Raw genomic sequence first — 23,829 nt, 5'->3', positions numbered from 1 at the left:
TCCTTACAGTTCAATGCTAAGCTTATATTTTCCCGAAGGGAGTTCTGCTTTTTGCACTCCATTAGTGTTAAGGAAGATCGCTTTATTGTTGAAGCCTTTACCGCTCTCCGCCTTGATATTTTTTGCTTTCAGAAAAACGGTAGCCGTACTGTTAGCCGGGATGGAAAGATGGTATGTTATCATATTCCCCTTTTTCTTCCAGGCAGAGGAGACTGTGCCAAAAGGACTTTTATGACTGGCTTCAAAAGCATCGAGACCACTGACAAAATTTGGTCTGATGATGGTATTCTTGAAACCTGGAGCAGAAGGATCGGGATAGATCCCTCCCAGCGCCTTATAATACCAGGCACCGATCTCGCCAAACATGATATGGTTCAAGGAAATGTCAGAACTGCCCTCGATCTTCCAGTTTTCGTATAAAGTGGTCGCTCCATTTTTTATCCACCATCCCCATGAAGGGTAAGATTCCCTTGAGGCCAATTTGTAGGCCAGGTCTGCATATCCATTTTCGCTTAAAGCATTGAGGATTGTTTTGGAACCGAGTAATCCTACGTCCATGCTGCCCGCAGCTTCCACCTTTTGTGCCAAATTTTTAGCTACCAAAAGTTGCAGATCCTCAGGTACGATACCCCAGAATAGAGGGGCGCTTAACTCTGTTTGCATTCCACTGGCATATATTCCAGTTTCGCGGTTCAGGAACTTTGCATTAATAGCATTCTTTATCTTTTCTGAAAGTGCTATGTACTTCTGGTGATCCTCAAGCTTTCCTAAAACTTTTGCTGCTTTGGCAAGGATAGAAGCATCTACGAAAAAGTATATGGAGGAAGTGAGCTCCTTGTTCGACTCCGACTTGATCGGTATCCAATCGCCCAAGCCCCAGTCGGTTAGGCCAGAAGGACTTTTTCCATCTATATAATCCACATACTTTTTGATGTTATCGTAATTCTTCTCCAGGATCTGATCATCGCCATAGAACAGGTAAACGTTCCAGGGAATGATGGCAATCGTACTGGTCCAGTCAGGTCCATTTGCCCAATCGTAACCCCACATACCAGTAGGAATTATTGCCGGAAGCACACCATTAGGCTGCTGCTCATCGCGATGGTCTGCCAGCCATTTTTCATAAATGGTAATACCGTCGAAATTATAAAGGCCTGTTTCTACGGCTATATGCGCATCGCCAGTCCATCCATTCTTTTCCCTTTGCGGGCAATCGGTCGGGTATCCGAACAAGTTGGATAAATAGGAGTTATTCGTGGCCTGCCAAATTTTATTTAGAAGTTGGCTAGATGAATTTACTTTGCCTAAAGCAGGAACATCGCTGTGCATAAAATAAGCCTTAAGACTTTCTTTATTTAGCTCGACTGGTTTATCACTAACAATTTCTACATACTGAAAACCTTTATAGTTAAACCGTGCCCGGAAGCTCTCCTCTCCCTTACCCGACAGGATAAAAATATCTGTCTGAAAAGGATCTTTATCATCGGTAGGGCGGTAATGGTAATCGATGTTGCTTAGATCAACTTTACCATCTTTTTTCAGTCGCTCGCCATGAATTAGTCTGAGTGTTGTGCCTTCGGCCCCTTTCAGCTTGATCTCGCTTACTCCGGAGAAGTTGCGGCCAAAGTCTATAACATAATTCGTGGCACTGATCTTCCTAATACTTACAGCCTTAATTTCCTGCAGGTCGCGAATAGGCCGCACTTGCTGGGACACAATATTGTTTGAAGGTGCAGAGGTATAGATCACGTTCTTCCACTTAGAATCGTCGAAGGAAGGTGTGTTCCATCCCTGATTATCCAACCGGGCATCATAATGCTCGGCAGTGTAAATGCTGTTGAACACCAGGGGACCGAAAGAGGTTTTCCAGGAATTATCGGAAGTGATGGTTTCTACTGATCCGTCTTCATAAGTAATGCGAAGGTCCATACAGAACTTCGGACGGGCACGCCAGGGAGCCTGATCGAAGAACCAGACGGCGGTTGACTGGTGATTGTACCAGCCGTTGCCCAGAAGGACTCCAATAGCATTTTGCCCGGCTTTTATTAAGGAAGTAACATCATGGGTTAGATATAAGGTACGACGATCATAGCGGGTGTACATAGGATCAAGACGATGATTACCTACTTTTTGCCCGTTCAGGTACAACTCGTACAGGCCTGCAGCTGCAACATAAGCTCTTGCAGATTTTATCTTTTTCGAGCTGTTAAAGGTTTTTCGAAAATAAGGAGCTTGTTTAATATTTATATCGTTCGCATCGGTGATCCAGGAACCCTGCCAGTTTGATTTCAACAGGCCGGTTTCAAAAGAAGCGCTACTATTACCTGGTGGCCTGTTTTGATCATCCCATACCTGCACTGCCCAATAATAATGTGTAAAGGGTCTAAGGGTATTGGCAGGAATAAGCACTCTCATTTTATCGGAATCCACTTTCCCTGACTCCCAAATATTTCCTTTGCCTGACACCACCGCAAGCGAATCGATTCCTACTATAACTTTATAAGATCTTTGAGATTTTATATCACTACAGGTTTCCAGGTTCCAGGTTAAACGAGGAGAAGCGGCATCAATGCCGAGGGGATTCTCCAGGTATTCGCATTGCAGGTTCGAGGGCCTGCATTGTGCATTTACAGCTGAAACAGCCGCAAGCACAGCAAAAACGACTGTGCCTGAAGCTTTCAAAATAATTCCTTTCAAAGGTCCTCCGCTTATCTTAATGTGTATTTAACGTTTTCTGTGATGGGTTTCCAATTATCGGTACGGAAAGGAACCGCAGGGAAACCTTCTTTATTAAAGAGGTTCGCATCTCCCGCATCATCAGCCCAGGCATATCTTACAGCTACTGGTGCTGAAACTTGGTCGCTGCTTAAAATTACTTTATTGCCTTCTACATATCCTTTTGCGTAATAAAACTTCTGATCGGCACCGGCAATTTCAAAACCACGGAGATAACCATATTTGTCTTTTGCCATGAGGCCAGAGCCCGTTTCAGTAAAGTTAAGCACAGCTTTATTACCGGATATTTCGAGCTTTTCGAATGCTGGTCCTTTAAAGGTCCCCCCCTTTTTGTACGATTGGTTTAAGGCCACCGCAGCCAGGCGTTTTCCTACATCCTGCTTGTTCTTAGGGTGAATATCGTTTGTTTCACCAATGTCGATCGTCACTGCCATTCCGGTATTAGGAAGCTTTAATGTCTGTGTTTGCGCTTCACGTAGTTCAGCCCAGGAACTGCCATGGTTACTGTCGCCACTGGAAGCGATCCAACTGGAGAGCTGCACAAAGTAGAATGGGAAGTTACCCTGGTTCCATTTGCTGCGCCAATCATTAATCATTAGAGGGAAAGCATCCCGGTATTGAACAGCGCGTCCGGCGTTGTTCTCTCCCTGGTACCATAAAGCGCCCTTGATGGCATAGGGAATAAGAGGATGGATCATTCCATTATAAAGCAGGGTTGGAAAGCTATTAGGATCACTCATGCTGTTGGAGTTTGCTACCGAAAGCAGGGATTCGAGCTGAAATTTCCATTGCCCCTCCAGAGGAATTGTTTCATTATCCATCTGAATTTTCACGTCGTTGGCACTCCCATAAATACCTCCGCCACCACCCGTGTCTTCAACTCTTACAGAGATAACATTCTTGCCGGCTTTCAGCACTCCTGCCGGAACATTGTAGACCCTGTTAGTATTATAACCATTTTTTACAGACCCAACCTTAGTTCCGTTTACATAGGTTTCGTCCGAATCGTCAATCATCGCCAAATGCAACTCCGCCGGTTTACCTGCGTTCTCAGGCTTTATATTGAAGGAGGTACGGAGCCAGGCAATACCGTCAAGGTTCTCTACCGATTGCTCCCAAAAGCCTGGCACTTTAACTTTAGGCCACTTACTGTCGTCAAAATCTGCCAGGCGAAATATCGCAGCCGCTGCCGAGTCTTTAGGGAAGCTGCCCTGTAATTCGACTATCCTTTTGTTAAGTTGATTTTTGCGTTCCTTTATCACATATTCCAGATCCGCTGAAGCAGGCATTGTTCTCATCATTGCCTTGAAGATATCGCTGTTTTGAAGTGCAGACCTGCTTATCCAGGTTTCTATATCGGTCCCCCCCCAGGAAGAGTTGATCAGCCCGATGGGCACCTGCAGTTCTTTATACAGCTCACGGGCAAAGAAATAGCCTACGGCTGTAAAATCCCCAACTGTATTAGGGGAAGCCGCAACCCATGAGCCGCCTCTTATATCATTCTGAGGATCTTTTGCTGTAGTATTGGGAACTTTGAAATGGCGGATGAGGGGATACTTACCCTCACGTATTTCTTTCTCCGCATCTTTACTGCCCCTAACCGACCATTCCATGTTCGATTGCCCGGAACAGAGCCAGACCTCTCCTACCAGGACATCATTCAGGGAGATAGCGTTCTTTCCCTTTACATGCAGTTTAAAAGGACCTCCTGCAGCTTCTGGCGAAAGTTCAACTTTCCATTTTCCTGAATTATCTGCTTTAACTGTTTTAGATTGCCCTCTGAATGTTACCGTTACCTTTTCACCCTTATCAGCCCAGCCCCAAACTGGTATATTCTGATTGCGCTGAAGCACCATTCCATCCCCAAAGAGCTTTGGCAAACGAACATTTGCATCTGCATAAAAGGCGTTTAACAAGAGTGCTGACAGGAGGATTATTCCTTTTTTAAGTGGTAAGCGGAGTTGAAGTCCGGGCCGCCTTTCCCGGCCAGCCTGATAGATGAATGGAGTGTTCATACTATTATTCTTTTAATTTTTAGTGTGTTTTGTGTGGTTTATTAATTGCAATTCTTTGGGTCTGTAACCAGATACTTTTGCAATATACTCGTTTGCGGCAAATCTCCATGCCATGGTTGAATAGACAAATGTTCATCCTCTGGCCACCGGGGTCCGGCTGCCCAGTAGCAACCATTCACGCAATTATCTCTCATGTATTTCAATGCATTGTCCAGCACTACGAGCCATCGAGGATCATTCCTCGGAACCCCGTATTCTCCAATAAAGCCCTTCTTTTTATTAGCTTTTAACCATTCAACAAAGGGAGTGATGCGTTGTACACCAGTGTTTGGGGTAGCGCCTTCCTGATCGTAAGTGCCGGTATAGGTGCCGCTCGACGTTTTGTCCCAATATGTGTGCGCCTCGTAGATCAGGTTTTCAGAAGGATCAACAAGATTTTTCAAATTGTCACTGACTGCCTTCCATTGAGATGCTGAACTGAAAAAATCGCCGCCGACTACAATAGTCGTTTTTGTATCCACTGCACGGATCTGGGTAATAATGTGCTGGGCTATATTAAACCAGGTAAGCTTAGTGAGGCCATATGGCTCGTTCATTATTCCGTAACCCCATATATTATCATAACCCTTGAATTCGACCGCAAGCTTCTTCCAAACATCACCGACCGTTGCAAGAGGGACCTCTGCACTTCCGATTTCAAAAAAAATAGTATCAACAGTAAGATTGCGGCGGCAGTAATTATGCATATCCAAAACGATCTTCATATTGCGAGCCTTAGCGTGTTCAACAAAGGTTTTCATCCTACCGACTTCCGCTGCATCGAGTGGACCGTTTAAGGTACGCTGTACTCGTTCCCACCTGAATGGAAAACGAATAAGCATTAATCCTTTTGACTTGAAATAATCGAGATCAGCAGCTGTTGGATATCCATAATGGGTGTTTAAAACCCCTGGAATTCTTCCAAACTCGGCTCCAGCAAGATTGACACCGAAAGGCTCCGCTGTTGTATTCACTTTGTTTTCACGAGCAGGGGCGGGCTCTTGTCCTACAGCCTCTTTTTTCCCGGAACAGGAAAAAAGAAGGGCACTTATTAATAGTAATGGAATAAAAGCTTTCATTATTGGTAAATTTTACGTGGTTAGTTTGTGAGAAATTGCATTTGGGAAAGGCGATCGATTTGAAGGACTGCTCGTGTTCTTATCATAAAGGGATTTACCGAAGTAAATCTGGATACGGTGAAATGACGTACTTAAGTGCCGCATCTGGAAAGCCGCACCTGGAAAGAGTTATCCAGGTGCTGGCTCTATTTTCGAAACTTAAAGATTATTTTTTTAGATAGGGTTTCAAAGTTGCAGCCCAGATCTCATATCCTTTACGGTTCATATGTACCCCGTCTTCCACATAAATATCATCCATTGGTTTATCTTCAGCAATCATTGTAGCATGATAAATATCAATGAAAGATGTATTTTTTTGTCCTGCAAGGAAGCTTTTAATTAATTGGTTCGCTTCTTTTACAACTGGAATTGAACGCGCCCTTCCGGGACAACCTTTGATAGACAAATAGGAGATCTCTACTTTAGGCAGGTCTTTCCGGATTAGATAATAGACATCCTTGAACCTATTCAACACCTCCTGTGCACTTTGGCCGCTTGCGATATCATTATCCCCCGCATACACCACAATTTGCTTTAATTTGGGTGGATAGTTCACTTGCTCGAAATACTGTTTAACATCCGGTAATTGAGAACCCCCGAATCCTCTGTTCAAGATCTTGTGATCAGGGAACATCTCCTGAGCAAAATGCCAATTTGTGAAAGAAGAACTTCCAACAAATAAGATGGCCTTTTTTGGAGGAGTTTGTAGACGGTCTTGTTCTTTAAATTTCTGGATTGTGCTCCAATAGTGAGATCTGGTTTCCTGGGCCTGCGCGGTGGAAACAATACCCATGCTAAACAGAAATGCCAAAAGCCAGGACAAGGTCAGTAAGGAAAATGCTTTTAAAAATCTCATTTAATGTATTCTTATTTTACTAATTATATTACTCATTTGACTCTTAAGTGGCGAGAGTCAAATGAGTTCTTTAAATACTACACCTATTTCTTAGGAACAATACGAACATTATCCATTGAAAAATCCATATCAAAGGCTTCGGGACCATAAACGATTGCTCTGAAAGTGTAGTCGTTATTTGCTCTGGCTGTAATAGGAGCTGTTTTAACGATATCAAAAAGAGGGATCGAATAGGTAACCCATTTACCTTGAGTATCAAAGGGTGATACAGATGGATTCCATAAGTAATAAGTTCCGCTTATGCCGTAGTCGGCCCACATTCTAATCCCCTGCTTGTTGAATGGTCGCTGCGTATTTACTTCAAACTTGTAAAGGTAGTTTTCAGGATGAGCTACTATATCAGCTGTTAGTCTGCCAGTACCTCTAATAAATTCTTGAGCAGACCAAACAGGAACATTCCTATTCACTCTTACATAATTACCACTAATTGGCCCAGGGGTGGCACTGTTAGTTATAAAACTAGTGGATGTGCCTGGTTTTGTATCAAAGTCAAACACAAGGTTAGTATTGTCTTTGTATGGGTAAGCAAAGGTTCCCGTAGCACCATTTGAGGCAACAGCCTTGATTGCTGCACCTTGGGTCGCATTTGCTGGTACAATAACCAAAAGGGTATCTGCACTCGCTTTAGTTATTGTTGCCTCTGCATCACCAAAGAAGACTTTACCTTTTCCTTCCGTGAAGCCGTATATTTTAAAGCTAGGGCCAACAAGGGTCATTGTAGTACCTGCAGGAGCATACTCGTTATCAACGGAGGCAATTGTAAGAGGAGGTATTTTTACCACAAAGCTAGCTGTTGCTTCGCCACCTTTTGTTGCCACAAACACCTTGTCCATTATTTCCTGTGGTACGTCAGATGGTACCCTGACTGTAATTTCTGTAGGAGTCGCAAAATAATCCTCACTGCTTACCTTAATATCGTTAAACCTGATTTCCTCTACACTGCATAAATTTTGTCCCTCGATAGTTACAAACTCCCTGAATGCAGCCGAATCAAGCGTAGTGGTTCTGCTTGTAGGCTTAACTACCTTTGTAATAGTTGGAGCTCCTGAACAACCGACATTTCCGGCATCTTTATCACAGCCGGAGAAGAAAATACCGGCTAGTGCCAAACCTGCACCTAGTATATAATTAAATGATGTAATCGCTTTCATAATGTTAGTTCTTAGAATTGATCTTACCAGCCTGGATTGTTTTCATTGATATTGGTGTTTCCATTTATTTCGGTGATTGGAAGAGGAAACAGCAGGTGGCGTTCCTGGCGGGATTTAACAATTCCGTTTGCATCTACAGTTCCAATAGAATTCATCACCTGTAAATAAATCCCCCATCTTCTCAAATCCCAAGCGCGACTCCCTTCAGCAGCAAGTTCTCTTCTCCTTTCTTCCAAGATAAAAGACCTTAACGTTTCTTTATTGAAATCACCCACTGATACTGCACTTGCATTACTTCTTTGGCGAACCAGGTTAAGAGCGTCCACCGCCGTTTGAGTTGGGCTGCTTACTTCATTCTCTGCTTCCGCATAGATTAAAAGCGTTTCAGCATATCTTAGCCAAGGGTAAGCTGCATCTGTGCGGAAAACAGTTCGGTCAGAAACATCATAAAATTTGTTGACTAATGCTATATGACCATCATCATCGTTGTAAGTATGGCTGGCGTCGTACCCGATGGCAGGGTCTGTGCTTCCGACTTCTTTCCGAGGATACCATTGAGGTTCCCCTCTGTAGTTTAACCATTTATGGGCTACTCCATTTCTTATCCTCTGGTCGTAAGTTTCGAACAGGTCATACCAGTGGTCAGATAAGCCATAGAAACCACCTCCACTTTGAACTCTCACCCCGCCAGTACCTTCAATACCCGAGTAGTGGTAAGTTAAAAAGTTCCCAAAGTTTTCTGAACCACTTACGGCATACATCATCCACAAGTGTTCTTTTCCTCCACGGTTAGCTTTTTGCCATACTTCCGACCAGGTTGGGAAGAGCCCTACGGCGCCACTTGAAGCAGCAACGTTCATCACCTCTTTTGCCTTATCACGAGCCAAAGTGAAATATTCATTGGCGTTAAAGGCCTCGTGGCCAGCAACTACTGATTTCGTAAATGTGAGGGTCTGCGGAGCTTTTCTTGCATTCCAGCTACCCTGCTGGCCGCCGTTAACGATAACTCTTGCACCAGAAAGCGCTCCTGAAGCAATATTGAGATAAACCTTAGCCAGCATTGTCTTTGCAGCCTCCTGACTTAAGGTCCCTGCATTGTAAGCGGGGTTGGTGCGACTGTAAAGTTGGGTTTCCGACTGCTTCAGGCAGTCGATAATAAACGCGTAAACTTCAGGTACGGAAGCTCTTGGGGGATTGGTATCTTCCCCCTCTGAAACAGATCTTTTATACAAAGGCACTGGACCGAAAGCACGAACAAGGGTAAAATAAGCCCAACCGCGATAAAAATTCAATTCACCTAAAGCATTATTTTTAGCGGCCTCATCGATAGCCGTCATCTCGCTTACCTTACTGATTGCAAAATTCGCTCTGGAAACCAGTGTAAAGAGGTCATTCCAATAGGCTCTGATATCAGTGTTCTCCTGAAAATTACCAGCACCGGTAGCTGCAAATGCCCAGTTTGGCCCGGTGGCGTCGTCGCTATCCACGTCGTAAACACGGTTGAAGATGGCATAGGCGAAGAAGTGACCAGAGTTAAAGGTACTTTTTACTCCATTTACCCAAAGTTGGGCTGCCTCTGGAGAATCTCCCAGCTTATCAGGAGAAATAAAAGAGTAAGGCGTTTCTTCCAGTGCATCTTTACAGGATGCAAATGATGCAGCAATACAAAAAGATATAATGGCTGCTTTTATATTGATAGTTCTTAATTTCATCGTTCAAGTTTTAAGGATTATAATGAGGCCCTGAAACCAATTGTAAACGTTCTGGTGTTAGGGTATGAATTCATATCCACACCACGACGGGAAGCATCGGCACCGAAGGAATTCACATCGGGATCAAACCAGCTGTATTTGGTGAATGTTGCTAGGTTATTTGCATTAACAAACACGTTTAAATTGCCTACAAATTTTGCGGGAGAGGTGAAGGTGTATCCTAATCTCAGTGTTTTGAGGCGAACAAAAGACCCGTCTTCAATATAACGATCAGAGAAAAGATACTCCATTGTTGATGAAGCATCTGCCCGCGGCCATGTTGCAGTAGCTGCTGTTTCAGGGGTCCATCTTCCGTCAAATGCAGCTTTCGTTGAGTTTCCAGTCTGGCTTAAGCGAACTTTAAGAAGGTTGGTATTGATAATATCCCCTCCTATAACACCGTGAACATAGACGCTAAAATCAAATTTTTTGTAATTGAAGGTGTTGGTTAGTCCAAAGCTGTAATCAGGAAGGGTACTGCCAATGATAGTACGATCTGTAGCCTGGCTGATTACGGCCGGATCATTATCCATGTTCTTGTATTTGATTGTACCGATTTTCTGAATTAATTGAGCATCAGAAAGCCCTGACCAGCGCTGATCGCCCCTTACCTCTGCCAGGTTATCGTAAAAACCGTCTTCGGTAAGACCATAAATAGCACCTATAGGCTGCCCGTTTCGTTGAATTAACACCTGGTCTACCCCGTGGTATAGGCGTTGGGCGTACTGATCATTTGGAAGGTCCTGAAGCTTGTTCCTGTTAAAAGAGATATTCCCATTCAGGTTCCATTTCAGGTCGCGCTTTTGAATCACGTTCCCTATCAAAGTAACTTCAAGTCCTCTGTTTTCAACTGTTCCCATATTCGTAAGCATGGTGCCAAAACCTGTACTTGGTGCGATACTTACGCTTTGAAGCAGATCTTTGGTTCTTTTAAAGTACACATCGGCTGTGAGGGAAAGCCTATTATTGAAGAATCCGAGATCTAGACCTGCATCGGCCTGAAGTGTGGTTTCCCATCTTAAGTTTGGATCTACCAAGCCAAGTCCATCGTTCACAATATATCCAGGTCCCACAGTTCCATTTCCATCGATTGGAGCGTTAGAAACGTACATCTGGTAAAGTGTACCGTAGGGACCGATTCCCTGATTTCCTGTAGAACCTATACTGGTACGGAACTTAAGCGTGGAAAACAGGTTCAGTTTTCTGATAAACGTTTCGTCAGAAGCATTCCATGCAAATGCCGCAGAACCAAAGTTTGCCCATTTATTTCCTTCAGCAAATTTGCTGGATCCGTCTCTACGGAAATTTGCAGTAAATGAATACTTACCGTTGTAAGAATAGTTAATACGCCCAAGAAAAGACATTAATGCATTATCTGCCCTGTAGTTATATAAAGGAGATGGATTAAGTCCAGCTGCGAGGTTGTAATTTTGAGTTAAATCTGTGGAGAAATTACTTGCTCGCTGTTCATTCCAGTAGTTCCTGGCTTTCTCATAAGAAAAGGCGGTAACTGCATTGAAATTATGTTTTTTATTGATGGTCCTCTTAAAGTTCAGCAAAGACTCGAGAGTTAACTGCGAGTAATTGTTCTGAGCTTCGCTTGCTATCCCTCCGGGAACCCTTCCTTCAGGAATATTGCGTGAGTAATAGGTCTCGCGTGAGTTGGTATTATAATTATAACCAAATCTCTGTCTGAAATTTAACCAGGGAGTGAAGTTTAATTGGCCATATCCCGTTGTATAAATTCTGGCAGATGATGTTCTGTCGTTTGAATTGTTAATTGACAATACAGGATTACTTAAGCCCGATGCATTAACATATTGCTGTCTGATATCAGCATAAGGATCTTCTAACGGCCAGGTAGGCGGAAAAAATAAGGCAGAGCTGATCAAACTAGGTTGAGCACCGGAAGTGTTGGTCTTACCAAGCAGGTAATTTGTGTAAGTAACATTTGTGTTTGTTCCAATTTGGAAGAATTTGCTTACGTTTCGGTTCATATTTAACTGGGCACCGTAGCGCTTAAAACCTGTTCTCTTAATAATTCCTTCCTGGTTGAGGTAGTTTCCAGAGATAAGGTGACTGCCTTTATCGCTACCGCCTGAAACCTGCAAGGTATAATCCTGGGTAAGAGCGGTTCTGAAGATCTGGTCCTGCCAGTTTGTACCCGTAAAACCTTGAGGATATACAGTACCAGCAGGCAACCCGCTGATATAATCTTCTGGTGTTGGACGATAAACGTTGTCTTGTAACGTTACCGCATCTCTTCCATACGTTCCAGAAAAAGGAACTGACAACGGAGAGCCATAATAAGTTGCAAGATTTGCGGCGGCTTCGTTCTGCAACAGAGCATATTCATATGCACCAAGCATTTCCACCTTTTTAGATATGGTAGCAAAGCTGTTATTTGCAATGAAATCAACCTTATCCCTTCCAGCTTTTCCTTTTTTAGTTGTGATCAAAACAACTCCATTTGCACCGCGGGAACCATAAATAGCGGTTGCTGAAGCATCCTTCAGGACCTCAATACTCTCGATATCGTTGGGGTTAATTGAAGCGAGACCGTTAATCGTTTGAAAGTTATCCTCAGCGCCACCAGGAGTCCCGGCAGAGACCATAGGGATATCATCTACGACGTAAAGAGGCTCACTTCCCGTAAAGGAGTTTGCACCACGAATAGTCAAACTTATACCCGCACCGGGAGCTCCATCATTACGATTAACCTGAACCCCGGCAACCATTCCCTGTAAACCCTCATTTACGCTAATGGGAAGATTTCGGTTAAGATCTTCACCTTTTATAGTTGCCACAGCCCCCGTTATATCTCTCTTATTCACTGTTCCATATCCAATGTTCACGACAACATCTTCCAACCTTGTGGCCGATTCTTTCATTTGAACATTCAGGGTATTGGAAGAGCCTATCGTTTTCTCTACTGTATTGAACCCTAAAAAAGAGAATACAAGTACGTCAGATGGGCTATCCACTTTGATCCTGTAATTTCCTTTTCCGTCGCTGCTGGTTCCTGTTGATGAACCCTTTATTTTAATAGTTACCCCCGGTAATGGCTCTCCCTGAGAGTCCATTACTCTTCCTGTGATTACATTAGCATTGTTTTGAGCAATACTGTTAGTTGTTATTAGAAAACTTAGAAGCAGGCCTAGGAAGCCTGTTAAAATCCCCCTGGTGGAAGTCAAAAGGAAATTTGTTCTCCTCCCTTCCCTATTTCTAGGCTTCTGCCTACTACAGCAGCGACTAGTGCTAGATAGATTTCCTGGATGTTTCATATGTCTGTATTGGTTATTTTTAATTTAAGCGGCATGTCGAGTCTCGGTTTAGCTAATCCCGATTAATTTTACAACACCTTTTAAATTTTACGAAGAATTCCGATGGATGAATTAGTTTTTTGATGGTTAGCGCGCAAATTAAAATATTGTTAACCGGGACTTGTTAGTTGATAGGACAAAACGAGCGGTTGAATAATTACATAGTCTAAATTTTTCATATCTTATTGGTTAGCTTTATCTGTTTGATTTGTATGTCTACAGCATCAATTCATGACGATTGTCTGCATCCTGTTGACATTGATAAAATTCCCTTTTTAACACATCCTTTACTAATACTTTTTTAGCTAAAGCTTATATAATACTGCCAGAAGAAAACGAATCTTTGGTACGACCAGGAATATAAGGTGTAATTGGAATTTAGTACTAATTTCTTCCATAGCAGACAGGGAACAACTGTAGAATAGACACTTAAAGGATAAAAACACAAAAAAAAGCCATAAAAAATGGCTTATTAAAGACTGATACTTTTCTTTTTTGTCGCCTTTTAATTTTTTAAAAGTTGCGAGCAAAACATGTAAAATCTATGATCAATTTTTACCCCATTATTTACTGTTCAACTGTAGAAAGTACGAATTCTTCAGCTTCCTTTAGAACTTTTCCTACAGTTTCAGTGATGAATGAGGGCTTATAAGCAAACCTGCAGGCCTCTAATCATCAGTAACAAAGAAAAAGGATGATGGGTATAAACTTCATATCCCGTGAACTACCTATTTGCTAGCTGGAGGAACCACCAATTCAGGAAGGATTTTGATGTTTGGTTCTTCATCCTCAGCTATTACTTCGCCAGCCGGTCCTGCCTGAATTGCTTCCCTGTAACGGGCTTCATCAAATTCCCCTTCGCTTTTTGCCACCACAATGGTCGCGATACCATTACCTATCAAATTTGTAAGGGCACGGGCTTCAGACATGAAGCGGTCTACTCCCAAGAGTATTGCTACGTTCTCTACCGGCATAATTTTCATAGCCGCAAGTGTAGAACTAAGTACTATAAAACCACTTCCTGTTACCCCTGCTGCTCCTTTTGAAGTGACCATTAATATTCCTATTGCCGTTATTTGCTGACCCAGGGACAATTCAATATTGAATACTTGGGCCAGGAAGATGAATGCCATAGACAGGTAAATGGAAGTACCATCCAGATTAAAGCTATAACCCGTGGGGATAACCAATCCAACTACCGACTTCGAACAACCGAACTTTTCCATTCGCTGCATCATGCTGGGTAAAACAGACTCGGATGAGGAGGTGCCAAATACAATCAATAATTCGCGACGAATGTATTTAAGATAAGCTAGAAGACTAATCTTATAGTACCTGCAAACCCCATTTAGTACAACGAAGATAAAAAGGAAGCAGGTAAGGTAGATCGATCCCATGATCTTGGCCATTGGAAGGAGGGTTTGAAGGCCATATGTTCCCACAGTATATGCCATACCTCCAAATGCTCCCAGAGGGGCCAGTTTCATGACCATCTTCATTACATTGAATAATGCGTGGGATATTTTATCAAAGGTATTCAAAAGGGACTGGCCAGATTGCCCCATTCTGCTAATTCCGATGGCAAAAAGAATTGCAAAAAAGAGTATCTGCAGAATGTCGCCTTTTGCAAAGGCCTCGAAGATATTTTGAGGAACAATGTGGGTGAGGAACTCTGCCCAGTTAATTTCATTGCTCGGTAGTGATCCGGCTTTTGCTGCCGCATCATGACTAACAAGAGGTTTTACTCCCTTTCCTGGTTGCAGGATGTTCGCAACCAAAAGACCAATCACGATTGCGATTGTAGTAATTATTTCAAAATATAGTAAAGCCTTGCCGCCTACCCGCCCTACTTTTTTCATATCACCCATCCGGGCAATACCCAACACAATAGTTAGAAAAACGATCGGAGCGATAAGCATATTGATCAGCTTAATGAATGTTCCGCTGATCAATTTTGCCGTAGTCGCAAATTCTGGCGATACAACACCCGCAATGACTCCCAGGATAATTGCAATAATTACCTGAAAGGTTAAGTTACCGAATAACCTTTTCATTAATTTAGATCGTAATTGGTGAAGGGCAAAACTATTACTTTGCCTGTAAGTATTTCCCTAATATCTGCATTTGGGGACGATCTGCACCATTGCGTGGTTGAACTGCCAAATGATAATCTCCCCACCATGGTCCTGCTGCCCAATAGGTACCATTAACACCATTTTCTTGCAAATAGTTTAGTAGTTTATCTAAGGTCACCAGCCATTTCGGGTCATTATCAGGCACTCCATATTCGCCTATAAATCCTCTAAGCTTATTACTTTTTAACCACTCCACAAAAGGCATAGCCCGTACAATGCCTGTCTCTGCGGTTGCCATTTCTTTAGTATAAGGAAATTTATAAGCACCTGAGGAATTTTCATCAAAATAGATATGCGCCTCGAAAATAAGGTTATTGGCAGGGTCGTTCAGGTTTTTCAGATTGCTACTGTAGGATGGCCAACGCTCTGCAGAACTCCAGCTGTCTCCTCCAACTACAATTGCAGTTTTAGGATCAACAGCCCTTACTTTAGTAATAATTGCCTGAGCTATTTTAAACCAGGAGTCTGCGGCAGGCATGTCGTGCGGCTCGTTCATAAGTCCATAACCCCAGATATTACTTTTACTTCTGAGCTCTTTAGCAATTTTAGCCCAGGCATCTGCCACCGCTTCCACTGGAACTTCGGGAGTTCCAATTAACTTCCAATCGTCACCCACCTTACGGCGGCAATAGTTGTGCATATCTGGCAATACCAGTAATCCTTTTTTCGCTGCTGCATCCACCACAGCCATAAATCTTCCCAGCTCCTGCTTATCCAGGTCGGCCCCCATAACCGGCTGTAACCGCTCCCATAGAAAAGGTACCCTTATCAGTTTCAAGCCCTTCTTTTGAAAGTAGTCCAGATCCGCTTCACCTGGGTAGGTATAATCTTTATTGAATACACCTGGGATATTAGAACCAAAATCAGCCCCGGCAAGGTTTACTCCAAATGGTTTTGCGGGTGATTTTACCTGCGCCTTGGTTACGGCAAGGGAAAGTAAGATCAGCAGAGAACAAGCAATTCTTTTCATCTTAGAATGTGTGTATGTAATTTAAAAGGTAAACGGATCTATACCAGCTATAGAATCCGGATGATTAGTTATTCAAAAATACCTACTGCCAAGTGCTTTGTATAATACTTTTTTATCCGAATCTTATCTGTTTTGAGCAAGCTTATTTAATTAAATAGCACCTTTAGTACTTTAGCTAAGCTAACCATTGCTAAAAGATGAAAAAAGAATACCTGATACTTAGTTGGCTCCTTGTAACACAAATAGTCGTTTTTGCCCAGTCGTTACGCGTAAGCAATAATGGAAGATACCTTGAGACAAAGCAGAACCAACCTTTTTTATGGATTGGCGACACTGCCTGGGAACTTTTTCACAAGCTGAACAAAAAAGAAGCTTTTTACTACCTTGAAAAACGGAAGAAACAAGGCTTTACAGTGATCCAAGCTGTAATATTATCAGAAACGGATGGCTTTAGGACAGCAAATGCTTATGGGGAACTTCCTTTCATAGGATTGGACCCAACGAAGCCTAACACTCGCTATTTTGAACTTATTGATGATATAGTTAGCAAAGCTGAAAGGCTTGGACTATACCTTGCGATATTACCTACCTGGGGAGATAAAGTTCCGAATGACAGACCCGGAAAAGGTCCCGTAATATTCAATGCAAAAAACGCTGCCGTTTATGGTAATTTTTTAGCCCGGAGATACCAGCAGAAGAATGTGATCTGGATGCTGGGCGGCGACCGTAACGTGCAGAACCAGGAAGCATTTGCAATCTGGAAGGCAATGGGACTGGCCTTAAAGAACGGGAATGGTTCAAAACAGTTGATAACCTATCATCCAGCCGGAGAACAGTCGTCTTCAAAATGGTTTCAAAACGAAGACTGGCTGAATTTTAATGTTTATCAATCCGGGCATGCACATCGCTTTATGCCTGTTTACCGGTTTGCGGGTTCGGATTATATTAAGACTCCAATAAAACCTACTTTAGATGCTGAACCAGCTTATGAGGACATACCGGTTGAATTTTGGGCCTTTATGGACTTTACAAAAGAAAAATCTGTTCCCGATTCTATACTCAATGCTGATGGCCTCCTGCTAAAGAAAGAGCATTTTAAAAAAGGGTTCTTCACTGATTATGATGTACGTGTGCATGCTTATTGGAATTTGCTTTCCGGAGCGTGTGGTTACACCTACGGACATAACTCCATCTGGCAAATGTTCAGGAAGGGCGATACCCCTATTATACCAGTATTAATGGACTGGAAAGCGGCTTTAAGCAGGCCAGGCGCTGAACAAATGAGGCATTTAAAGAAAGTATTTTCTGAGTACGACTTCTCGATACTCGTTCCTGATCAGGACTTGCTTTCCTCTAGGTTCCAACAGGACAGCACGTATATCGCCGCAGCAAGGGCATCAGATAATACTTTCGCTTTGATCTATCTGGCCCTGGGACAACAGGTAACATTGAAGGAGGATACAATGAGGACCTGGCAAAAAGCATGGTGGTTTAATCCTTCAAGGGGGACAAAGATCAGGATCGGAGAACTTGGAGGTACGTTTACACCTCCAAGTTCTGTAGAAGGGAAAGACTGGTTGCTGGTGCTGGAGAAAAAATAAAACGGGGATTTACCTCGTTAACAAGCCCGGGTAGTTTTTCTCTATCAGCTGTTTGTCCTCAGCACTCAGCTCAGAAAAGCTAAGGGGTTTGTCCTGCGGCCTGGTTTGCTTCTGATTGATCTGTCCCAGCAGGCTCCAGTTGCGGGTTAGGGTTTGAGGTTCCTTTACTGGGAGGTCGTATCTTGTAAAATCAATCACTTTGAAGTCTTCCTTCTTTTGCCAGTCGCGCAGCAAGGCCAATCTGAAGTTCTTATTCATAAACCATTTTATTTCCATGTTCGCGTCAGACCCACCTATGCCGCTTCCTCTCTGCACGAACCTGTAATTGAAATCGTTCGTTTTATGCTCCTTTCTCCATTGCAAGCCGAAATCACCCATGGTAATGAATTTGGTCCCCGGCCAACGTGCCTTTACCTGTTGTACCCAGGCGGTTAAACCACTTACGGGTATATCTAAAGAAACTTCCCAGTTTACTGTTACCCAAGCGAACTTGTTCAATTTATAGCCCTCGTCGAAATGGATTGCCGTAGTATGCATCATTTCTTTCAAACCTGTTTCTTCTCCGAACTTTCCCAGGGTTTCTATGGGACCTACTCCTAGCCGGCTGTTGAAGCCCCCGGCAAATCCTTCCCTCCTGGCTGCCAGGAAATCCATGGTCCAGCCGTCGAAATTGACACAATCGATAAAATCAGCCTTGGTCTGGGCAGGTTTACAAAAATGCTCGGTAGAAGGGTAATAGGGATAAACAACAGAGCCTTCTCCATCCTGATTGTCAATAGAATACTGGCTCCAGATGTTTCCCTGGCAAACATGTATATCTTCCTTCTCTGCCAGGTACTTCAAATTTGCAGCAGCGAGGAAACCCGCCACTACACATTTCGGACGATAACCTTTACCCACAATTTCTGTCACTCTTGCCAGCCCCTCATGAAGGTCTTTATTGATCTGCTCCCTGGTATTATATGCATTAGAAAAATAGGCGCCAGGGATAAAAGTTATCTCATCGCCAAACCTTTTGTAATAATCTACCAGTTGCCTTCTTATTTCGCGATAGTTTGCCGTAGTATCATGTAAAGCCAACCAGCTGAGAGCCCATGTGATCCTTGCACCTGGAAATCCCTTTTCAATTGCATCCCGGAATGCTCTTACCCGTTCTGGCGTATGCAGTGCCCGCTCATCTTCTCCAATATTCAGGTTGCGGCCGGCTTCAATCTGATTAACCCTGATAATTGCATTGAAAGTGAGAAAACGGTTGTTTGCAATCGAGAATTGGGCCTGCGCTTTATTGGTTAATACAAGAACGCACAGGAGTAATAAAAGAAGATTATTTTTCATGGTTAGGAATGTTGAATGTAAAAAATGAGCCTTCTATGGGAGAAGGCCCTGACTATACCAATTATATAGACCAATAAACCAATTGCTAATACTATTTGTAGCTTTTCGCTGCTTCCTTGTCGCCTATAGCTTCTGCTACTTTTGCTACACCATCCATATTCATCTTTAAGCCCACTTCTGCATCCGGATGGGTTTCTTCGTTAATAATGCCGATCGGGCCTTTGTATCCACTATCTTTTACCAGTTTCATCATCTTAGCTTCCTGATCACCTTCACCCACGGTAAGTACTTTGGCAGGACGGGTTCCTTTCAGTCCCATCAGGTTAACGGCATAGAGATAGGGCTTGATCTTTGGAAAGAATTCAGGAAAGCGTTCAACCTGCTCTTCTGCATGGTGGAAGTTATATACGATTCCGATATTTGGCATTTTGAGGTACTCGATAACAGCCAGCTGATTCTCCGGTTCCCCATACCAACCACCGTGATTGTATAGGGCTACATTGCATCCTATTTTGGCAGCTTCCGTTGCTATGTATTTAACAGGTTTCGCTATTGCCTTTATCTTTTCTTCCTGGCTCATGTTAGTGAGATCAATGCCTCCTACCATAAACCAGATCTCAGTCTTTGCATCATTCCTTTTCAAGGCATCGAGGATTAGCTTAAGGTTCCCTTCTTTCTCAGGGTCGGGACCTGAATAGAGCCACCAGGCCTGAAGTTTTATGTTATGTTTCCGCAGGGTTTGAATTTCTTCATCAAATAAAGGTATATGCTTATCCCTCCAATCGTAGGCCTCCATCGTTATGCCGAGCTTGTTAAGCATCTGCGCCCTTTGCTCCGCATTCCTTTCCTTCACATCAAAAGGAACGATACACCAGGCGATGAGGTTATCTTTTGAATAGATACTCGCCGGGCGGAATGAGGATCTTTTACTGGTGCTGCAAGCCGTAATTACCCCTGCTGCCAAAAGCAGGAAGAAGAACTTGTATAGTTGATATCTTGACATCTCTTGATTGATTTATTCTAATTTGATTAATAAGGTAAGGCGAAGGCTACATAAGCATCGCCTGTTTTTCCGCCTAGCTTTCCACCACCTGTTGCTGCAATCACTACATATTGCTTACCGTTTACAGAATAGGTGGCTGGTGTCGCATATCCTCCATAAGGAAGCTTTGTTTCCCATAGTATCTTACCTGTTCTCTTATCAAAGGCCCTGAATTTTTCGTCGCGTGTTGCAGCAATAAAAACCAGCCCTCCTTTTGTTACAATACTACCGCCGAAGTTCTCCGTCCCGGTGGTGGGTACCCCTTTCTTCTTCAACTCTTCATATTCACCCAAAGGCACTTTCCATTTTATTTTGCCAGTATTCAGATCGAGGGCATTAAGCGTTCCCCAGGGTGGAGCTGTTGCAGGATATCCTTCGGGATCCAAAAACTTCTCATATCCAAGCGAGCGGTACTCCGGCTTATTTTTAGCTACAACGGCATTGGCATTTTCTTTATTCAAAAGGAAGTTAGTGAGATCGAGCAGATCTTTCTCTTCGATCTGAGGAAAAGCAGGCATAGCATTTTTGCCCTTCTTTACGATCTTCATTAAGTCTTCCTGCTTATATTTCTGGTCGACTTTAGTAAGGTTGGGGATGCTTCCCTGACCTTCCCTGTTTGCACCATGACAGCTCGGGCATCCCATTTTAAGGAACACTGCCTTTCCGGGACTTAATTTTGAGCCTGTTTCACCGCTAGGGACCTCGTTAATATCCTTCATCCGGATATACCAGGCCAATTCATTGGAGTTGACATACAGAACATTTTCTTTCTCATCGTAAGAGCCTCCTCCCCATTCGGCACCTCCGTGAATTCCGTAATAGAGTATGCCTTTTTTACTGGGTGGGATAAACCAACCCGCATCTGCCGAAGCAAATACTTTCTGAGCGTAAGCACGGGCCTCAGGCGTACGATTGGTCAGCTCGGTTTCCTTTACCACTTGCCTTGCAAATGGTTCCGGCCAGGTTACCCGGGGTTGTGTAGGATAAGCATACTCCCCGGGTAATGTTGAAGCCGGCACAGGTACCTCTTCAACCTTCGACAAGACCTCTCCCGTGATCCTGTCAAATAGCAGGGTATTACCTGTTTTCGTAAGCTGCATCACCGCTTTTACTTTCTTCCCCCGGTGCTTTACTTCCACCAGGATGGGAGCTGCAGGCAGATCAAGATCCCAGAGATCATGATGGATAGCCTGATAGTGCCACTTCCTTTGCCCCGATTCTGCATCGAGTGCCACTACGCAATTGCCATAGAGCTGTGCACCCTGATTATCCGAGCGGTAAAAGTCGTCTTTTGGCTGACCGGTGCAGAAGAAAACCATTTTGTTTTCCTTATCTAGGGTGATGCCCGACCAGGAGTTAACTCCGGCTCCCTTCTTCCAAAAGTCTTTGTTACCCCAGGTATCATAACCGAATTCATCCGGCCGCGGAATAGTATTGAAGATCCATACCCTTTTGCCGGTTTTAATATCGAAAGCGCTGACGTTAGAGGGCGCCCCCCAGCTTAATGCTCCGGTAATAACCAGGTTTCCAAATACGGTAGGCGAGCCCGGCGAAGTAATTGCCATTTCTGATTCGGGCCTCACAAGGTCTTCATTTAAGTCGATCCTGCCATTGTAGCCAAATGACTCCACGGGTTCTCCGGTGTACATATCGATCTGATACAGGTAGTTGTTTGCGGTAAAGAGGATGCTTCCGCGCCCACCGGATTTCCAATAGCCCAAACCGCGATTTATGCCTCCAAGACTCTCTCCTTCACGTGAGGGATTGAACTTCCATAATTCTTTTCCAGTAGTGGCATCAAGTGCTACCACTTCATGGGCCGGTGTTGTAACGTACATTGTTCCTCCTATGATCAGTGGATTGCATTGTACGTTACCAGCCATATTGCCCGAGTTATACACCCAGGCCACCTTTAGATTTTTAACGTTACCAGTATTGATTTCATCGAGTTCTGAATACTTGGTCTGACCGGCATTTCCTCCTGCATGATCCCAATCTATCGTCTTATCATAAAGCCTTCCCTTTACACAAGCACTTATGGCCGTGAAAATAAGCCCAGCTGCAATAATGCTGGAAAACCTGCGCCGGTTTTGAAGATCAGGATTAGAACAAATTCTCATAAAAGCTATTTCTGCCGGTTTATCGCAAGGAGGATTACTATTCATCCTTTGCGTTCATTCGATGGTCAGTATTCAAAACTAGCTTTCTTTTTAACCCTTCGGCAATACTTTTTTAGCCAAGAATTGTAGGAAACAATCTTTTTACTTACTCTAATGCGAGACTTACATCTTCGGATAATACTTTGGCTGAAGCTTTTCCTCGTAGCTTGAAGTAAAGAAATGCGAATGCAGCCACCAGAATTGCTGGTAAAATGGCAACATACCGCAAGGTTCCAGCTCCTGCTATCAATTTTATTTCAGCCCACTTAATGGCTAGTTCTGTTCCCTGAGCTGCATTTTTTAGACTTTCCAGGTCTAGCTGCCCCGCACCTGCCCTGGCTATTTCCTGTTCATATACTATTCCAAAAAGCGGCAGGACAACAGATGTTGATAGTAATCCCACACCTCCCATCAAAGACATCCCTAAAGGACCTGTTTTCGGCAATCGTTCTGATACAAAACCGATCATTGTTGGCCAAAAAAAGCATACTCCCATTGCAAAGATCCCCGCGGCAGCAAAAGCCATATAACCCTGGGCATAGCTCAACCAGATCAGTCCGGCAGATGAGAATATTGCAGAGAACAGGAGTAATCCCGTGGTTGACACCCTGTTTAAAATAAACCCTGCGTTAGCCCTACCGATAGTCATAATTCCATTGATGAACACCAATAGAAGTATGGAGGGAACTCCTACGGTTGACAGTAATTCAGCGATCCATTGGTTGGTGCCCAATTCTGTAGCTGCAGTGAGAAGCATGCAACCTATCATAAAAATAAAAAGAGGACTAAAACATTCCCTTATCATTTCCCTATCAGAAACACCCTTGCTAACCCGCTCTGATACAGGGAATTTCTGCCCGAAGAACATTGCGCCATAGATCAGTGTTGGCATGACCATTACTAACATTTGGATCTTCCATCCTGCATCGATCAGGGTTAAGAGGTAGGCTATTACTCCTCCGATTACAATGCCACCAGGAAACCAAATATGCCAGTCGTTGATCTTCTTTGTTTTTTCCTGAGTGTACATGCTGCTGACCATGGCATAACTTGCTGATTCTACAAAGCCGTTTCCAATACCAACAAGCAAGGTGGATGAGAAAAGGGTAAAATAATTTGTTGAATAGATGGTCAGGACGATACCGGCAAGGTGACTAAAGAATGCAATAGCAAACATTCTTCCCATTCCTATTTTATCGCAAATTGGGCCCCCTACAAACATAGCAATGGTGAATCCCCAAAATGCAGCGGAAGAAATTTCTCCTATTTCTTTGGGACTAAGACCGAATTCTGCTGCAAGGGTACCTAATAGATTTGCCCGGATAGCAAAAGTAAGGGCTGTGACAACTAAAGCCATACTGCTGGCTGCAAAAAGTCTTTTCTTGTTTATTTCTTTCATTTTGATTTAGAGTAGAGATGGTTAGTTTGAAGAAAGAAAGGAAAATGGCGCTGAAAGTAATCAGCACCGGAAATGTAATATCCTGTAATCGCAACAGAAGTAGGGCGTTTCGTGAAGCGATTACAGGAAGCTCTGTTTA

The 23,829-nt window shown here is 43.4% G+C and carries 14 protein-coding genes; 1 reads left to right on the top strand and 13 read right to left on the bottom strand.

What is annotated here, in order from left to right; all coding sequences use genetic code 11:
- Nucleotides 1-3 precede the first annotated feature (3 nt).
- From J4N25_RS20035 to J4N25_RS19995, 9 genes are all read right to left on the bottom strand, one after another.
- Nucleotides 4-2,697: an alpha-L-rhamnosidase gene (locus J4N25_RS20035; RefSeq protein ID WP_242695959.1), complete on the bottom strand. Its 2,694-nt coding sequence runs from the start codon at nucleotides 2,695-2,697 to the stop codon at nucleotides 4-6.
- A gap of 11 nt (nucleotides 2,698-2,708) precedes the next feature.
- Nucleotides 2,709-4,751, bottom strand: coding sequence for a sialate O-acetylesterase (locus tag J4N25_RS20030; protein ID WP_207423583.1), 2,043 nt, complete (start codon nucleotides 4,749-4,751; stop codon nucleotides 2,709-2,711).
- Nucleotides 4,752-4,792: 41 nt separating this feature from the next.
- Nucleotides 4,793-5,869 (bottom strand): glycoside hydrolase family 5 protein, encoded by a 1,077-nt coding sequence (locus J4N25_RS20025; protein WP_207423582.1) that lies wholly within the window; start codon nucleotides 5,867-5,869, stop codon nucleotides 4,793-4,795.
- A 205-nt stretch (nucleotides 5,870-6,074) separates the two neighbouring features.
- Nucleotides 6,075-6,764, bottom strand: coding sequence for a GDSL-type esterase/lipase family protein (locus tag J4N25_RS20020; protein WP_207423581.1), 690 nt, complete (start codon nucleotides 6,762-6,764; stop codon nucleotides 6,075-6,077).
- An 83-nt stretch (nucleotides 6,765-6,847) separates the two neighbouring features.
- Nucleotides 6,848-7,975 carry a glycan-binding surface protein gene (locus tag J4N25_RS20015; RefSeq protein WP_207423580.1) on the bottom strand — a complete coding sequence of 376 codons (1,128 nt, stop codon included), beginning with the start codon at nucleotides 7,973-7,975 and terminating at the stop codon, nucleotides 6,848-6,850.
- 23 nt (nucleotides 7,976-7,998) lie between these two features.
- Nucleotides 7,999-9,687, bottom strand: a complete 1,689-nt coding sequence (locus J4N25_RS20010; protein WP_207423579.1) for a RagB/SusD family nutrient uptake outer membrane protein — start codon at nucleotides 9,685-9,687, stop codon at nucleotides 7,999-8,001.
- Nucleotides 9,688-9,704: 17 nt separating this feature from the next.
- Nucleotides 9,705-13,010, bottom strand: a complete 3,306-nt coding sequence (locus J4N25_RS20005; protein ID WP_255537134.1) for a SusC/RagA family TonB-linked outer membrane protein — start codon at nucleotides 13,008-13,010, stop codon at nucleotides 9,705-9,707.
- 767 nt (nucleotides 13,011-13,777) lie between these two features.
- Entirely contained in the window at nucleotides 13,778-15,103 is a 1,326-nt protein-coding gene (gene dctA, locus J4N25_RS20000; protein WP_207423577.1) for a C4-dicarboxylate transporter DctA, read from the bottom strand.
- A gap of 34 nt (nucleotides 15,104-15,137) precedes the next feature.
- Nucleotides 15,138-16,154 carry a glycoside hydrolase family 5 protein gene (locus J4N25_RS19995; protein WP_207423576.1) on the bottom strand — a complete coding sequence of 339 codons (1,017 nt, stop codon included), beginning with the start codon at nucleotides 16,152-16,154 and terminating at the stop codon, nucleotides 15,138-15,140.
- A gap of 197 nt (nucleotides 16,155-16,351) precedes the next feature.
- On the opposite strand from J4N25_RS19995, the gene J4N25_RS19990 reads away from it, so the two are divergent.
- The gene (locus J4N25_RS19990) at nucleotides 16,352-17,755 is read left to right on the top strand and encodes a glycoside hydrolase family 140 protein (protein ID WP_207423575.1); all 1,404 of its coding nucleotides are present in this window, start codon (nucleotides 16,352-16,354) and stop codon (nucleotides 17,753-17,755) included.
- Nucleotides 17,756-17,764: 9 nt separating this feature from the next.
- On the opposite strand, the gene J4N25_RS19985 is transcribed toward J4N25_RS19990, so the two are convergent.
- From J4N25_RS19985 to J4N25_RS19970, 4 genes are all read right to left on the bottom strand, one after another.
- Nucleotides 17,765-19,090 (bottom strand): DUF3863 domain-containing protein, encoded by a 1,326-nt coding sequence (locus tag J4N25_RS19985; RefSeq protein WP_207423574.1) that lies wholly within the window; start codon nucleotides 19,088-19,090, stop codon nucleotides 17,765-17,767.
- Nucleotides 19,091-19,181: 91 nt separating this feature from the next.
- Entirely contained in the window at nucleotides 19,182-20,093 is a 912-nt protein-coding gene (locus J4N25_RS19980; RefSeq protein ID WP_207423573.1) for a sugar phosphate isomerase/epimerase family protein, read from the bottom strand.
- 26 nt (nucleotides 20,094-20,119) lie between these two features.
- Nucleotides 20,120-22,252 (bottom strand): outer membrane protein assembly factor BamB family protein, encoded by a 2,133-nt coding sequence (locus J4N25_RS19975; protein ID WP_207423572.1) that lies wholly within the window; start codon nucleotides 22,250-22,252, stop codon nucleotides 20,120-20,122.
- A gap of 145 nt (nucleotides 22,253-22,397) precedes the next feature.
- The gene (locus tag J4N25_RS19970; RefSeq protein ID WP_207423571.1) at nucleotides 22,398-23,690 is read right to left on the bottom strand and encodes an MFS transporter; all 1,293 of its coding nucleotides are present in this window, start codon (nucleotides 23,688-23,690) and stop codon (nucleotides 22,398-22,400) included.
- Between the last annotated feature and the right edge of the window lie 139 nt (nucleotides 23,691-23,829).

It is taken from the genome of Desertivirga brevis (assembly GCF_017355835.1).
This window is presented reverse-complemented; position numbering and strand designations above follow the sequence as displayed.